Annotated in this window: 11 protein-coding genes; 5 read left to right on the forward strand and 6 right to left on the reverse strand. The window is 61.2% G+C overall.

The annotated features are described in order from the left end of the window. Positions 1 to 21: 21 nt before the first annotated feature. The 3 genes from EKH49_RS12125 (at position 22) to EKH49_RS12135 (ending at position 4749) form a co-directional block, all read left to right on the forward strand. Entirely contained in the window at positions 22 to 390 is a 369-nt protein-coding gene (locus EKH49_RS12125) for a VOC family protein (protein ID WP_038992293.1), read from the forward strand. 133 nt (positions 391 to 523) lie between these two features. Continuing rightward, positions 524 to 2647 (forward strand): phenylacetic acid degradation bifunctional protein PaaZ, encoded by a 2124-nt coding sequence (gene paaZ / locus EKH49_RS12130; RefSeq protein WP_121867160.1) that lies wholly within the window; start codon positions 524 to 526, stop codon positions 2645 to 2647. A gap of 392 nt (positions 2648 to 3039) precedes the next feature. Continuing rightward, complete coding sequence (locus tag EKH49_RS12135; protein WP_128471060.1) at positions 3040 to 4749, forward strand: carbohydrate-binding module family 20 domain-containing protein; 1710 nt, start codon at positions 3040 to 3042, stop codon at positions 4747 to 4749. 56 nt (positions 4750 to 4805) lie between these two features. On the opposite strand, the gene EKH49_RS12140 is transcribed toward EKH49_RS12135, so the two are convergent. The 6 genes from EKH49_RS12140 to EKH49_RS12165 form a co-directional block, all read right to left on the reverse strand. Then, positions 4806 to 5519: a nicotinamide mononucleotide transporter gene (locus EKH49_RS12140; RefSeq protein WP_128471061.1), complete on the reverse strand. Its 714-nt coding sequence runs from the start codon at positions 5517 to 5519 to the stop codon at positions 4806 to 4808. Positions 5520 to 5733: 214 nt separating this feature from the next. Then, positions 5734 to 6351, reverse strand: a complete 618-nt coding sequence (locus EKH49_RS12145; RefSeq protein WP_128471062.1) for a TetR/AcrR family transcriptional regulator — start codon at positions 6349 to 6351, stop codon at positions 5734 to 5736. A gap of 32 nt (positions 6352 to 6383) precedes the next feature. Next, on the reverse strand, positions 6384 to 7703 hold the full coding sequence (gene paaK, locus EKH49_RS12150; protein ID WP_128471063.1) for a phenylacetate--CoA ligase PaaK: 1320 nt from the start codon (positions 7701 to 7703) through the stop codon (positions 6384 to 6386). A 32-nt stretch (positions 7704 to 7735) separates the two neighbouring features. Then, positions 7736 to 8182 (reverse strand): hydroxyphenylacetyl-CoA thioesterase PaaI, encoded by a 447-nt coding sequence (paaI, locus tag EKH49_RS12155; RefSeq protein ID WP_128471064.1) that lies wholly within the window; start codon positions 8180 to 8182, stop codon positions 7736 to 7738. A 116-nt stretch (positions 8183 to 8298) separates the two neighbouring features. Further along, positions 8299 to 9312, reverse strand: a complete 1014-nt coding sequence (locus tag EKH49_RS12160) for a GNAT family N-acetyltransferase (RefSeq protein WP_128471065.1) — start codon at positions 9310 to 9312, stop codon at positions 8299 to 8301. 20 nt (positions 9313 to 9332) lie between these two features. Continuing rightward, positions 9333 to 11486 (reverse strand): S9 family peptidase, encoded by a 2154-nt coding sequence (locus EKH49_RS12165; protein WP_128471066.1) that lies wholly within the window; start codon positions 11484 to 11486, stop codon positions 9333 to 9335. A 202-nt stretch (positions 11487 to 11688) separates the two neighbouring features. On the opposite strand from EKH49_RS12165, the gene EKH49_RS12170 reads away from it, so the two are divergent. Continuing rightward, positions 11689 to 13155, forward strand: a complete 1467-nt coding sequence (locus EKH49_RS12170; RefSeq protein ID WP_128471067.1) for an amino acid ABC transporter substrate-binding protein/permease — start codon at positions 11689 to 11691, stop codon at positions 13153 to 13155. After that, the gene (locus EKH49_RS12175) at positions 13152 to 13907 is read left to right on the forward strand and encodes an amino acid ABC transporter ATP-binding protein (protein WP_038992283.1); all 756 of its coding nucleotides are present in this window, start codon (positions 13152 to 13154) and stop codon (positions 13905 to 13907) included. The genes EKH49_RS12170 and EKH49_RS12175 overlap by 4 nt, the downstream gene beginning before the upstream one ends. Positions 13908 to 13922: the final 15 nt, after the last annotated feature.

Below are 13922 nucleotides of genomic sequence, written 5' to 3' on the forward strand. Positions count from 1 at the left end.
GCCGCGCTGTAGGCTCGGGGAATGGATGGAATACCGCGGCATCATGCCTTGAACTATGTTGAACTGACCGTCACCGACCTGCAGGCGGCAAAGGATTTCTACGCGGCCGCCTTCGGCTGGAAGTTCATCGACTACGGTGACCAGTACGCTGGCATCCTCATGCCGGAAGCGAGCACTGAAGAGTCCGGGGGACTGCTGCTGTCCGACAAGCCGCGGCCTGTTGGCGGGCCCTTCGTGCTGCTGTATTCCGACGACCTGGATTCCACGGCGCGCGCCATCGAGGCCGCTGGCGGATGGCTCGACCAGCCGGCCTATCCGTTCCCCGGCGGTCGCCGGCTGCATTTCACTGATCCCTCCGGCAACGAGCTGGGTGTCTGGGCCAGCCGATAGCGAGCTTCGGCCGGTTGTCGGCGCTGGCGCTTCACCTCGTTCTCTTGCGCAGTCATTCAGGTGTCGTCGATCACGCCAATGCTGATATGGTTAACACTATTACTGACCGACCGTTCAGAAAGGAATTGCGTCGATGACGACAGCCCAGATTGGTGCAGTACCAAGTTTCATTGCCGGCCAATGGCAGACCCCAGCAGCCGAGGGAGGTACCGAAGTCCTCGACGCCAACACAGGCGAGCTGCTCGCCACCGTCACCAAGGAACCCCTTGATGTCGCCGGCGCCGTCGCCTACGGCCGAGAGACCGGCCAGCGGGAACTTGCCAAGCTGTCCCTGCATGAGCGCGCGCTCAAGCTCAAGGAACTGGCGCTGTACCTGAACGAGCGGCGCAAGGACCTGTACGAGGTCTCCTTCAAGACCGGTGCTACCAAGATCGATTCGATGGTGGACATCGACGGCGGCATCGGCGTGCTGTTCACCTTCTCCTCCAAGGGCCGGCGCGAGCTGCCCAACTCCAACGTGATCCTGGATGGGCCAACCGAACCCCTGAGCAAGGACGGCTCGTTCATCGGCACCCACATCTACACCGCGATGGCCGGTGTTGTTGTCCAGGTCAACGCATTCAACTTCCCTGTGTGGGGCATGCTGGAGAAATTCGCTCCTGCCTTCATCGCCGGCGTGCCAACAATCGTCAAGCCGGCGACCCCCACCGGTTACCTCACCGAAGCGGCGGTGCGCATGATGCTGGATTCGGGCATCCTTCCTGAAGGATCCCTGCAGCTGCTCTCCGGATCCGCCCGCGACATCATGGACCACCTGGACTACCGGGACATGTTTGCATTCACCGGCTCGGCATCCACCGCCAGCAAGCTCAAGGCGCACCGCAACGTCATCGACGGGGGTGTCCGCTTCGCGGCAGAAACCGATTCCCTGAATGCGGCCATCCTCGGCCCGGACGCGGTGGAAGGAACCCCTGAATTCGACGCTTTCGTCAAGGTTGTCGTCAATGAGATGACGTCGAAGGCCGGACAGAAGTGCACCGCCATCCGCCGCAACATCGTGCCGGCCGCTCAGGTTGACGCGGTCATCGCCGCCATCGGCAAGCGCATCGATGAACGCGTAGTCATCGGCGACCCGCGTGTTGAGGGCGTCACCATGGGCGCTTTGGCTTCGCTGGAGCAGCTGGCCGACGTGCGCGGGGCCGTCGAGGACATGATCGCTGCTGGCGGCGAGCTGGCCTACGGCCGGCTGGATGCCCCGGCGGTACGAGTGGCTCCGGAAACCGATGCCGTAGCGGAATCCGGTGCCTTCATGTCGCCTGTGGTGCTGCGCTGGAACGACGCGCGCAACCCGATCGTGCACTCGCGCGAAGCGTTCGGCCCGGTCAGCTCAGTCATCGGCTATGGCAGCGTCGAGGAGGCAGTGGAGCTCGCCGCCATGGGCGCCGGATCGCTGGTCGCGACCGTGTGCACCAATGACGCCGAATCCATGCGTGCCCTGTCCCTAGGCATCGCCGCCCACCACGGGCGCGTGCACATCCTGAACCGCGAAACCGCCCGGTCCACCACCGGCCACGGATCCCCGGTTCCGCACCTGGTCCACGGCGGCCCAGGCCGCGCCGGCGGCGGCGAAGAACTCGGCGGCATCCGCTCGGTCAAGCACCACATGCAGCGCACCGCGGTCCAGGGCTCGCCCAACATGATCACTGCGCTCAGCGGAGTCTGGCATACCGGCGCCCAGCAGTCGCTGGCAGGCAGCCCGAAGTTCGGCGGCAAGCCGGAGAACGTCCACCCGTTCCGCAAATCGTTGGCCGAGCTGAAGATTGGTGACGGTTTCGCTTCGGACCTGCGCGAAGTCAGCTTGGAGAAGATCACCGAATTCGCCAACGAAACCGGTGACACCTTCTACGCGCACACCGACCAGGCCGCCGCGGAAGCCAATCCGTTCTTCCCCGGCATCGTGGCCCATGGCTACCTGCTGGTTTCCTGGGCCGCGGGGCTGTTCGTAGAGCCAGCGCCGGGGCCAGTGCTAGCCAACTACGGATTGGAATCCTTGCGCTTCATCACCCCGGTGGCTGCCGGAGATTCAATCCGCGTGACCCTGACGGCCAAGAAAATCACGCCGCGAGTCACCGATGAATATGGCGAGGTCGCATGGGATGCGATCTTGCACAACCAGAATGATGAGATTGTCGCGACCTACGATGTCTTGACCTTGGTGGAGAAAGAAAACCTCACCTACGCCAACTTCGAAGGCTAAAACGCAACTTCAGCAAGGGTGGATACCGTCAACCACGGCATCCACCCTTTTGCGTGCTCGGAGCCAGGACAGCTTTGCCGGATATTTATGAAAGCGTTTCCAACTTTGGCAAGATTTGGCGTGGAGTGAAAAAATTTTAGGGCAATTTACGCGGACAGTTTCGAGGGTTTAACGTATTTACAGAAATTTACTTATTGGAGAGAGCTAAGAAAACGCTTACAGTTGTGTCGCAGGCCACGCGTTGATGGGGAATGTGTGGTTGAGCGATCCCGACGCTGTCGCGTCGAGCTATCGCAGCCCGATCATCACAACAAAGGAGTTTTTCTGTGGGACTTTTGCCATCACGCGCCAAATCAACACAATGCCGGCACGGAGCCAAAACGGTGAAGCCGGTGGCAGCACTCGGCGTCTCGCTCGCCCTGCTCGCCGCACCGTTGTTCGCGGCACCCGCCCAAGCCGCCACCCCATCCAACGACGGCAAGGATGTCATCCTCAACCTGTTCCAATGGAACTGGAATTCGGTAGCCCAGGAATGCGAGTCCAGCATCGGTCCAGCAGGATATGGCTACGTCCAGGTCTCGCCTCCAGCTGAGCACCTGCGCGGCACTGCATGGTGGACCTCGTACCAGCCGGTGAGCTACAAGGTGGACTCGAAACTGGGCAACCGCGAGGAATTCTCCGCCATGGTCAAAAGCTGCAACGATGCAGGCGTGAAAGTGATCGCAGACGCCGTGGTCAATCACATGACCGGAGCCGGGCAGACCGGTACTGGAACCGCAGGCTCGGCTTTCTCCGATGACAACTTCCCAGAGTATTCGGCCCAGGACTTCAACGATTGCCGCACCAACATCACCAACTATGCCGACCGCTGGCAAGTGCAGCACTGCCGCCTTGTGGGCTTGCAGGATCTGAAAACCTCCAGCAGCTACGTCCAGCAAAACATCGCCGACTATCTCGATGACCTCGTCTCGCTTGGGGTATCCGGATTCCGCATCGATGCCTCGAAGCACATCCCCGCAACGGACCTCGAAGGCATCAAATCCAAGATGAAGAACCCCGGCGTGTACTGGGTCCACGAGGTGATCGGGGCGTCGGGTGAACCGATCCAGGAGAGCGAATACCTCGGCAGTGGCGACTCGCACGAATTCGACTATTCGCGGCAGCTCAAGCATGATTTCGACGCGCAAATCGCCAACTTGCGCTTCATCGGCGACGGCAAGCTCACCAGCGACCGGGCCGGGGTTTTTGTCACCAACCACGACACCGAACGCAACGGCGAATCCATGAACTACAAGTGGGGCGCCAAGTACCTGCTGGCCAATGTTTTCATGCTCTCCTGGCCTTACGGATCGCCCACCGTGTATTCCGGATACACGTTCACCGACAAGGATGCGGGGGCTCCGGGCGCCAGCGACGCATCGGTACCCAATGCCGACTGCGACTCCTCCGCCTGGACCTGCGAACAGCGGCAAGATGAAATCACCGGAATGGTGGGCTTCAACAACGCCGTCGGCGACGCGGCTGTCAGCAATTGGTGGGACGATGGCGGCAACCAGATCGCATACGGCCGCGGCAATAAGGGCTTCGTAGCCATCAACAACACCTCGGCGGCAACCACCCGCGAATACACCAGCTCGCTGGCCGCTGGCACCTATTGTGATGTGGTGTCCGGAGGCGATTGCTCGAAGACCATCACTGTGGGCGCCGACGGCAAGTTCACCGCGACACTGCCTGCCTACGGTGCCATGGCCCTGCACATCGGTGCCGTATCCGATGGCGGATCAGGAACGCCGGATCCGGTCGAAGACACCGCTGATGTCAGCGTCGCGGTCACCGCCCAAACCGTCATGGGGCAGAACATCCGCATCGTAGGCAACCGGCCGGAACTAGGCAGCTGGGATCCGGCCAAGGCGCCACAGCTATCAGCTGCCAGCTACCCGAGCTGGAGCGGAACGGTGGACCTTCCGGCAGGAACGCAGTTCGAATACAAGTACGTCAAGTACGACCAGAGCGGCAATGCCACGTGGGAATCAGGGGCCAACCGCATCGCGACCGTGAATGCGGACGGTTCCCTGAACCTGAACGACAGCTGGCGCAATTAGCCACAAAAAATGATCCCGCCCCAGTTCACACTGGGGCGGGATCATTCTAGGTTCAGCTACTTTTCGGTTTTGGCATTCAGCTTGTCGAAGGTTGCCTGCTTGGCTTTTTGCAAGGCCAGCTCTTCCTCGTCCAGCTCGACCTGCACCGGCTCGGCAGCCTGGGCAGGAAGGCCACGCCACAGGAAGTAGCCGTACGCGGCGGCCAAGGCGATGAAGACGAACAAGCCCATCATGCCCAGCATCGGGGAGATCAGGAAGTAGACAACCAGATCGGCAACGGCAGCCACGGCCAGCACCAGCCAGCCGGCGCGCACGCCGCGGGCAACCATGACGAATGACGCGAAGATGGCCGCATCGGCGAAGTACAGGACCCAGATTTCCGGGGTTGCGCTCATGAATCCGCCATTGAACAGGAACGGGCCGAAGCGCAGGGCAACCAGCAGGATCAAGCCCACGAGCAGGCCGAGCGCGGACCATGTCGTCACGGTGGTGCTCGTGACCATGCGGGTGAATTTGCCCTTGAGCTCGAAGCGGGAGAAGCGCCACAGGCCGAAGATGGCGATCAGCAGCAGCGGAACGGCGTAGATCAGTCCCAGCAGATCGAACTGCATCGAGGTAATGACCGGGCCAACGAAGACGCCCAGAATCAGGGTCCACCAGCCCAGGTCATTGCGGTGCGCCAGCAGAGCCGCGGAGACGAAGACAAGCAGCATGCTCGCGGCAGAAAGCAGGATCTGGACAAAGGAACTACTGCTGTCGGCGGTAGCCATGAAAAGGGTTTCTAAGATGGAATCCACAGCGCTCTTCACTTAGTTGATCGAGAATGTCCGGTGCTGGAAGCACCCCTTCGATGCTAGCTGTGAATTCTGTGAGGATGGCAAGATTGCCAGGTTGGATGCGCCACATCCAGGTGCCTCCGCACCCGGTTAACGACATTGGCTCCCACCTGGAAGGCGGGAGCCAACGCGTAGCCTTGCCGTGCAGCTAGGCGTTCACGGTATGCAAGCCATTGAAGAGCAGGGAAACGGCTTGGTCTTCAAGTTCGGTTCCGTTGATGGGCCCGTCGGCGCGATACCAATCCACCACCGAGTTGATCAAGCCGAAAAGCAGCCTTGCCGTAGCCCGTGGTTCCAAATCGGCACGCAACATGCCATCCGACTGCGCGGCGGTCACCAGTTCCGCCAGCTGGCGGTCCATAGCGCGGCGGCGCTGCAGTGCTTGGCGCTCCAGTTCAGTGTTGCCGCGCAGGCGCAGCAGCAAGGTCACGTAGGAGCGCTTGTCCAGCAGGATCCGGAACGTTGCGCGCAGGAAGAATTCCAGGCGCTCATCTGCGGTGCCCTCATGGGAGCGGACCTCGGCGATCACTGCTTCCAAGGGAATCAGCGCTTCGTCCAAGGCCAGCCGCAACAGGTCCTCTTTTGACGGGACATGATGGTAAATCGCGGATTTGCTGATACCCAAGCGATCGGCGAGCTTGCCCATGGAGGTCGCGTCGTAGCCGTATTCGTTGAATGCCTCGACGGCAATACGCAAAACGGCTTCTTGATCGTAACCGGGGCGGCCACGCTTGGCCGGACGGTTGGCAGTATCGGTAAGTCCCATGATTACGTTATTATCCCATGTCCCGGTCGGGACTAGTTAGCGCGCATGTCGAAGATGCGCTTGAGCTTGCCCATGGAGCGTTCCAGCGATTCCGGCTCGACGACGTCAATGGCGCAGGAAGAACCGACATGGATCTTGATCAGCTTGGCGAGTTCATTGGCGCCGTTGGTTGCATCTTCGATGGACGCCTCGCTGCGGCGCTCCACCTTGACTGCCAGCTGGTCCATGCGATCCGGACGGGTCAGGATCAGCTGGAAGTGCGGCGACAGGGTCGGCACTTTCAGGATCAATTCCTCGATCTGGCTTGGGAACAAGTTCACGCCGCGCAGGATGATCATGTCATCGCTGCGTCCGGTGATACGGCCCATGCGGCGGTGTCCCGGGCGGCTGGTGCCAGGCATCAGCCGGGTCAGGTCATGGGTCCGGTAGCGGATGATCGGCAGGGCCTGCTTGGTCAGCGAGGTGAAGACCAGTTCGCCGTGCTCGCCATCGGGCAGCACCTTGGTCTCGTCGAAAGCATCTATGATTTCCGGGCGGAAGTGGTCTTCCCAGATGTGGCTGCCATCCTTGCGTTCTCCGGATTCGCCAGCCACGCCAGGGCCCATGACCTCGGAGAGGCCGTAGATATCGCAGGCGGTGATGTTGAACATCTCTTCCAGCTCGTGGCGCATCTCTTCAGTCCATGGCTCGGCGCCGAGCACGGCCACCTTCAGCGAGGTGGATCGCGGATCAAGGCCCTTGCGCTGCATGGCATCGCCAATGGTCAGCAGGTAGGTCGGAGTGCAGAGGATCGCGTCAGGCTCGAAGTCCTGGATCAGCGAGATCTGCTTGTCGGTCTGGCCTCCGGACATGGGGATGACCGTGGCGCCGAGGTACTCGGCTGCGGCATGCGCACCCAGGCCGCCGGTGAACAGCCCGTAGCCGTAGGCGTTGTGGACCTTCCAGCCTGGCTTGACCCCGGCCATTCGCAGGCAACGGGCGCCGAGCTTGGCCCAGTCTTCCAGGTCCTTCTTGGTGTACCCAACCACGGTGGGCTGTCCGGTGGTGCCCGAGGAAGCATGGATGCGGGCGACCTCATGCTGCGGAACGGCAAACATGCCGAATGGATAGTTCTTGCGCAGATCTTCCTTGTCGGTGAAGGGGAACTTAGCGAGGTCGCTCAGTTCCTTCAGGTCATCAGGGTGCACACCAGCGGCATCGTACTTTGCCTTGTAGTACGGCACGTTGTTGTAGGCATGGTGCAGAGTTTCCTTCAAGCGGGTCAGCTGGATCGCTTCGATCTGCTCACGGCTCATGGTTTCTTCTGGATCAAGCGGATTCGGAAGGCTGTCGCGGTCGGTGTTCTGGGACATGCTGAAACTTTCGTGTCGAGTGGGCTGGGTGCTTAGCGGTTCTTGGGCTTCGGGACGGTGCGCGAACGTCCGCGGAACTCTGCGACGGTTTCAATAGAGCCGTCGGCCGCTGGCTGGGTCACCTTGATGTCGTAGATCCCGCTGCGGCCTTGCTGCGAGACACGGTTGCCGGTGGCAGTCAGCACTCGTCCGGGAATGGCTGGCTTGAGGAAGTTGACGTCGGCACCGGACGCGACCGTGATGGTCTCATCCGAGCCTGCCTGCGGATTGCAGCTCAGTGCGAACGCAGTGTCGGCCAGAGCGAAGATCATTCCACCGTGGCCAATGCCGAAACCGTTGAGCATTTCCTGCCGGAGCGTCATGGTGATGACAGCGTGGCCGTCGGAGACCTCAACAACTTCGATTCCCATCCACTGCGTGGCGTAGTCATTGTGAAGAATGGCGTGCGGCACCGAATTCTCTACCTGTGTTTCGCTCATCATCTTCCTTCGCCGAATTATTTACCGAACGATCATTAGGTAATAACATTATGTGAGGTAAGTCAAGTTAGGCGAGCGTTTTGGCGGTACTGTTTCAGCGAGGGCAAACAGGAGAACTAGCGGGTGAAAATTCGCTGGTGCACGTCGAGGATGAACGGCTCCTTGATCCTGTTGTAGTCCATGACCAGTCCATTTTCTCCGTCGCTCGCGGCCAGCGCACGGGCAGCTTCCCGCTTGACCGAGGCATATGCCAGGCGGTCAGTTTCGTTGTGTTTCAGATGTTCGCGGAAAATCAGGTGCCGCAGGTGCTCGGGGCTTCCTGCGCTGAAGACATGGATATTGGCTTCGGGAAGCCGTGAACCGGCAGCCGGCTTGAGCATGCGGTGGCCGTACCACCCGGGTTCGCGGTGCCAGAGAATGATGCCGGTGGAATCCAGCGCTGGGACGTAGGACGCTTCCTGGTTCGCATCGGGGACCAGCAAGATGATGTCGATGATCGGCTTGGCGGGAAGGCCGGGAACAGACGTGGAACCGGTGTGCTCAATGGCCAGCGCGGTGGAACCCAGTGCATCGGCGATCTGATCGCGCAGGCGGTGGAAGTCCTTGGCCCACTGTTCGGTCGGTTCGGCAATCGCGATCAGTCCGCGCATCAGTTCGCCGCCGACAGCCTCGTATCCCGGATCTTCTTCCGGCTGGCTGGTCAGCAGCGGGCAGCAGGGCAAGGTGCACAGGTACCGCTGGGCCTCCGGCCAGCGCGGGTCGGCAGCCGACGGCGAGACGAGGCAACCGAGCGCACGGTAGAAGCCCACCGCATCATCATCGGTGGTGGCCCAGATGTTCTTCTGATAGGTGTCGCGCAGTCCAGCCAGCAAGGCGGAGCCCAGACCCTGTCCTTGCAGTGCTGGATCGACGGCAAGATATTCGACGCAGATCGCGTAGCTATCGCTGTGCCGGTAGGCAGCCAGTGCCGTGACGTCGCCTGAGGCAGTCGTGCTGGCAAGGACCTCAAGTCCTTCGCATTCATCGAGCAGCGTTTCAAGCGCCTGCTCATTGGCAGGTTCGGCGGCCAGCACCAGCAAGCGGCGTACCGCGGGGTCGTTGCGGTAGTCGCTGATCTTGATCTGGTGCATGGCCGCCGTTCCTCACGTTGTCACATTTCTTCGGTGCAGCCCAGGGCGTCCAAGGCGAAGGAATAGTCCCACGCTCGGGACTTCCAGGACTCGTAGCGTCCCGACGCGCCGCCGTGCCCGCCATCCATCTCGGTCTTCAGCACAATCGGTTCTTGCCCGGTACCGATTTCGCGCAGCTTGGCCACCCATTTGGCTGGTTCTACGTACAGTACACGGGTGTCGTTCAGCGAGGTGACCGCAGCGATTTTCGGGTAGTCCTGTGCAGTGACATTTTCGTAAGGGGTGTAGGACTTCATGTAGTCGTAGACCTCCTTGCTCTCGATTGGGTTGCCCCATTCTTCCCATTCCAAGGCCGACAGCGGCAGCTCGGGATCAAGGATGGAGGTCAACGCATCGACGAAAGGCACCTGGGCGATGATCGCCGTATACAGCTGCGGGGCCATATTCGCTATGGCACCCATCAGCAGTCCGCCGGCCGAACCGCCCAGAGCGGCGATGCGCTGCGGATCGGCCCAACCCGAATCGATCAGGTACCGGGTGGAATCAATGAAGTCGGTGAAGGTGTTCTTCTTGTGCATCTTCTTGCCCTGCAGGTACCAGTTGCGGCCGAGCTCCCCGCCGCCGCGCACATGCGCGATGACAAAGACCACGCCGCGATCCAACACGCTCAAGCGGGGAATGCCGAAACCAGGATCCATGGAAGCCTCATAGGAACCGTAGCCGTAGATCAGCACCGGCTGGGGAACCGAGGTGTCCAGGTCGGCCCGGCGCATGATGGTCAAGGGAATCCTGGTGCCATCGGCCGCCGTGGCCCACTCGCGCGTGGACAGGTACTTGGCCGGGTCGAAGTTGTTCACCGGAGTCTGCTTGCGCAGCACCAGCGACTGGTCTTCCAGCCACAGGTCGTAGATGCGGGCCGGGGTGAAGTCTGCGGTATAGCCGATGCGGATCAACGGCGCCTCCATCTCGGCGAAGGTCGCCGAGGCGGTGAACAGCTCATCCTCGAAGTCCGGTTCAATGGCCGCCTGCTGGGCTGAGGTGCCCAGGCCATCCAAGGCCAGCAACTGAACCCGCTCGCAGGTGTCGCGGCGAACCGAGAGCACCACATGCGAACTGGTTACTGCCGTGCCTTCGATCTTGACCGTGTCCTCATGGGCCACCACGGTGCGCCACTTGGCGGGGTCGGTGTTCTCGCCCAGCTGGTCCACGGACGCCAGCGACACCATATTGTTCGGAGCTTCATGGTCGTGGGTGATCAATGCCTGGCCGGCGCCCGGCATCAGATCGATTCCGTGCAGCAGGCGCAAGCTGCGCGGCACGAGCAGGACCACTGCCGCCGAAGGATCGAGCAGGTCCAGCATGCTGGTTTCGGCGTATTCGGAGTTGCCGCTGGAGATCATCAGCGTCTTGCGGTCCGGGCTCAGATCGAAGCCGAGCCACATGCCTGGATCATTCTCCTCGAAAATGATCTTGTCGTCCGCTGGAAGGGTGCCCAGCCGGTGGGCGCGGATCTGGTGCGGGCGCCAGGTCTCGTCAACTACCGTGTAGAAGATCGTTGAAGAATCGGGGGAGAAGGCCAGCCCGTAGAACACCCCGTCAATGGTGTCGGCCAGCAGCTTGCCGGTTTCCAGGTCCTTGATGAACAGGGTGAACCGTTCATCGCCGGCATTGTCGACGCAGTAGGCGAGCAGGTTGCCGGCTTCATTCAGGGCCATGCCTCCGAGCGAGAAGAACGGCTGCCCATCGGCCAATGCGTTGCCATCGAGCAGCACCTCTTCGGCGGGCAGCGCGGTTTCCGGGTCGATGACCGGGGGAGTCCAGTCGGCCACCAGGTCCCCGGTGTCCGCGGCCTTGACACGGCACTGGATCGTATAGGGCTTGCCTTCGGCTGAACGGGTGAAGTACCACCAGCCGCGGCGGCGCACCGGAACCGACAGGTCGGTTTCAACGGTGCGGCCCTTGATCTCGCTGAACAAGGCATCGCGCAACGGCTGCTGGCCAGCGGTAATGGCGTCGGTGTACTCGTTCTCCGCGGTCAGGTGGGCGATGACCTCCGGGTTGGATTTCTCGCGCAGCCATTCGTAGTTGTCGATGAAGTCGTCGCCGTGGAAGCTGCGGGTGGTGGGCAGCTTCGCGGCACGCGGAGCATTTGCGGTCAATGATTCAGGAGTCATACCCCTATTCAATCCCACTGCCGATGCTTGCGGCAGCAGCTATGCTCAGCGCGGACAGAACCGCGGTTTCAAACCGGTAACGATGCAAGTGCAGGCGAGTCGTGGGGTACCGGCTAGGCTTTATTCGTCCTAGGCTTGCAGACAGAACGTATCATCTGCACCTTGGGCCATTCGCCCTTCAGCACGAGAAAGCGATTCATCAGTGGAAAAGAAAAGAACAGCTGCCCCCGCCGGGCGCCTGGCCAGGTGGATAGCCGCGGCTGCCATCGGTTTGATGGCACTGGTCGTTGGCGCACCATCGGCCATGGCCCAAGGCAGCGAAAGCGTCGAGGGCCAAACCTATGTCATCGGCACGGATACGACGTTCGCGCCGTTCGAGTTCCGCCAGAACGGCGAGCTGACCGGTATCGACATGGATCTGCTGCGCACCATTGCCGAAGACCAGGGATTTGAAGTCGAAATCAGGTCCTTGGGCTTCAACGCCGCCTTGGCAGCCCTCTCCTCCAACCAGGTGGACGGCGTGATCGCCGGCATGTCGATTACCGACGAGCGCAAGGAGATCTACGACTTCTCCGAGCCCTACTTCGAGTCCGGCGTCCAGATGGCTGTCGCAGCGAACAATGACGAGATCACCAGCTACGAGGACTTGAAAGGCAAGACCGTTGTCGCCAAGACCGGTGCCGAGGGCGAGACCTACGCCAAGTCCATCGCCAAGGAATACGGCTTCCAGGTCAAGTCCCTGGACCAGTCGGCCACCATGTACGAATCGGTCAAGGCCGGCTCCGCCGTTGCCGTTTTCGATGACTACCCGGTGCTGGCGTACGGCATCGCCCAGGGCAATGGCCTGAAGACCGTCACCGACAAGGTTCCTGGCGGTTCCTACGGCTTCGCCGTGAACAAGGGCGAGAACACCGCGCTGCTGGCGGCCTTCAATGACGGGCTGGCCGAGCTGAAGGCCAGCGGAGAGTACCAGCAGATCCTGGACTCCTACCTTGCCGATCCGACCGTTGCGCAACCGAGCAACTTCTTCGATCTGCTGGTCAAGTCCATGCCGGCGTTGATGACCGGTTTGTGGCACACCCTGCTGGTGACAGCGATTTCCTTCGCCATCGCGATGGCGTTGGGCCTGATCTTCGGATTCATGAAGATCTCCGGGAACATCGTGCTTCGCGGCATCGCCACGACCTTCGTGAACATCTTCCGCGGCACCCCGCTGCTGCTCTGGGCATTCATGTTCTACTTCGGTCTTCCGCAGCTGACCGGCTGGGAGATCAGCGTCTGGACTGCTGGTGTGCTGACGCTGTCGCTGAACGCCGGCGCCTATGTCGCCGAAATTGTTCGCGGCGGTATCCAGTCGGTGGATCCGGGGCAGCTCGAAGCGTCACGTTCGCTGGGCCTGGGCTACGGAAAGTCGATGCAGAAGGTCGTGATCCCGCAGGCCTTCAAGATGATGACCCCGTCGCTGATCAACCAGCTGATCATCAGCCTGAAGGACTCCTCGCTGCTGCTGGCTATCGGCTTCACCGAGCTGCTCTACCAGGGCCAGCAGATCTACGCGGCGAACTTCCGTGTCACTGAAACCCTGCTGATCGTGGGCATCATCTACTTCATCGCCATCATGGCGCTGACCAAGTTGGCAAATTATGCCGATCGGAGGTTCAACAAGTGAGCACCTCAACCGTGCAAAGCGACAACGTGAAGATCCAGGTCAAAGACCTGCACAAGTCCTTCGGGTCCAACAATGTGCTCAAGGGCATCGACATGGACGTGCGCGAAGGCGAAGTGGTGTGCGTGATCGGACCGTCGGGGTCCGGCAAGTCCACCTTGCTGCGTTGCCTGAACAAGCTCGAGGACATTACCTCAGGCAAGGTGGTTGTCGACGGCTTCGATGTCACCGATCCGAAGGTGGACATCAACGAGGTGCGCCGCCATGTGGGCATGGTGTTCCAGCACTTCAACCTGTTCCCTCATATGAGCGTCGCAGAGAACATCATGCTGGCACCGGTCGAGCTCAAGAAGATGGGCAAGGCCGAAGCCCGGGAGCGTGCCCTGGAGCTTTTGGAACGCGTGGGCCTGCGCGAGAAGGCCAACGCCCGTCCGGCCTCGCTCTCCGGCGGCCAGAAGCAGCGTGTGGCAATCGCCCGCGCGCTGGCCATGGCTCCGGGCATCATGCTCTTCGACGAAGCGACCAGCGCTCTGGATCCCGAGATGGTCGGCGAAGTGCTGCAGGTCATCAAGGAGCTGGCCGATACCGGAATGACCATGGTTCTGGTGACGCACGAGATGGGCTTCGCACGTGAAGTAGCCGACCGGGTGGTCTTCATGGCTGACGGAGTTGTCTGCGAGCAGGGCGAGCCTGAACAGCTATTCGGCAATCCGCAGCAGGCGCGCACCCAGGACTTCTTGTCCAAGGTCCTCTAGGCCGCAGCCGCGCAG

Origin of the sequence: Glutamicibacter sp. HZAU (assembly GCF_004100365.1) — a bacterium.
Lineage (GTDB): Bacteria > Actinomycetota > Actinomycetes > Actinomycetales > Micrococcaceae > Glutamicibacter > Glutamicibacter nicotianae.

Coding starts and splice junctions, on each gene's coding strand:
- paaZ (WP_121867160.1), top strand. CDS start 524: ATGACGACAGCCCAGATTGGTGCAGTACCAAGTTTCATTGCCGGCCAA.
- paaK (WP_128471063.1), bottom strand. CDS start 7,703: ATGTCCCAGAACACCGACCGCGACAGCCTTCCGAATCCGCTTGATCCA.
- paaI (WP_128471064.1), bottom strand. CDS start 8,182: ATGAGCGAAACACAGGTAGAGAATTCGGTGCCGCACGCCATTCTTCAC.
- EKH49_RS12125 (WP_038992293.1), top strand. CDS start 22: ATGGATGGAATACCGCGGCATCATGCCTTGAACTATGTTGAACTGACC.
- EKH49_RS12165 (WP_128471066.1), bottom strand. CDS start 11,486: ATGACTCCTGAATCATTGACCGCAAATGCTCCGCGTGCCGCGAAGCTG.
- EKH49_RS12145 (WP_128471062.1), bottom strand. CDS start 6,351: ATGGGACTTACCGATACTGCCAACCGTCCGGCCAAGCGTGGCCGCCCC.
- EKH49_RS12140 (WP_128471061.1), bottom strand. CDS start 5,519: ATGGCTACCGCCGACAGCAGTAGTTCCTTTGTCCAGATCCTGCTTTCT.
- EKH49_RS12160 (WP_128471065.1), bottom strand. CDS start 9,312: ATGCACCAGATCAAGATCAGCGACTACCGCAACGACCCCGCGGTACGC.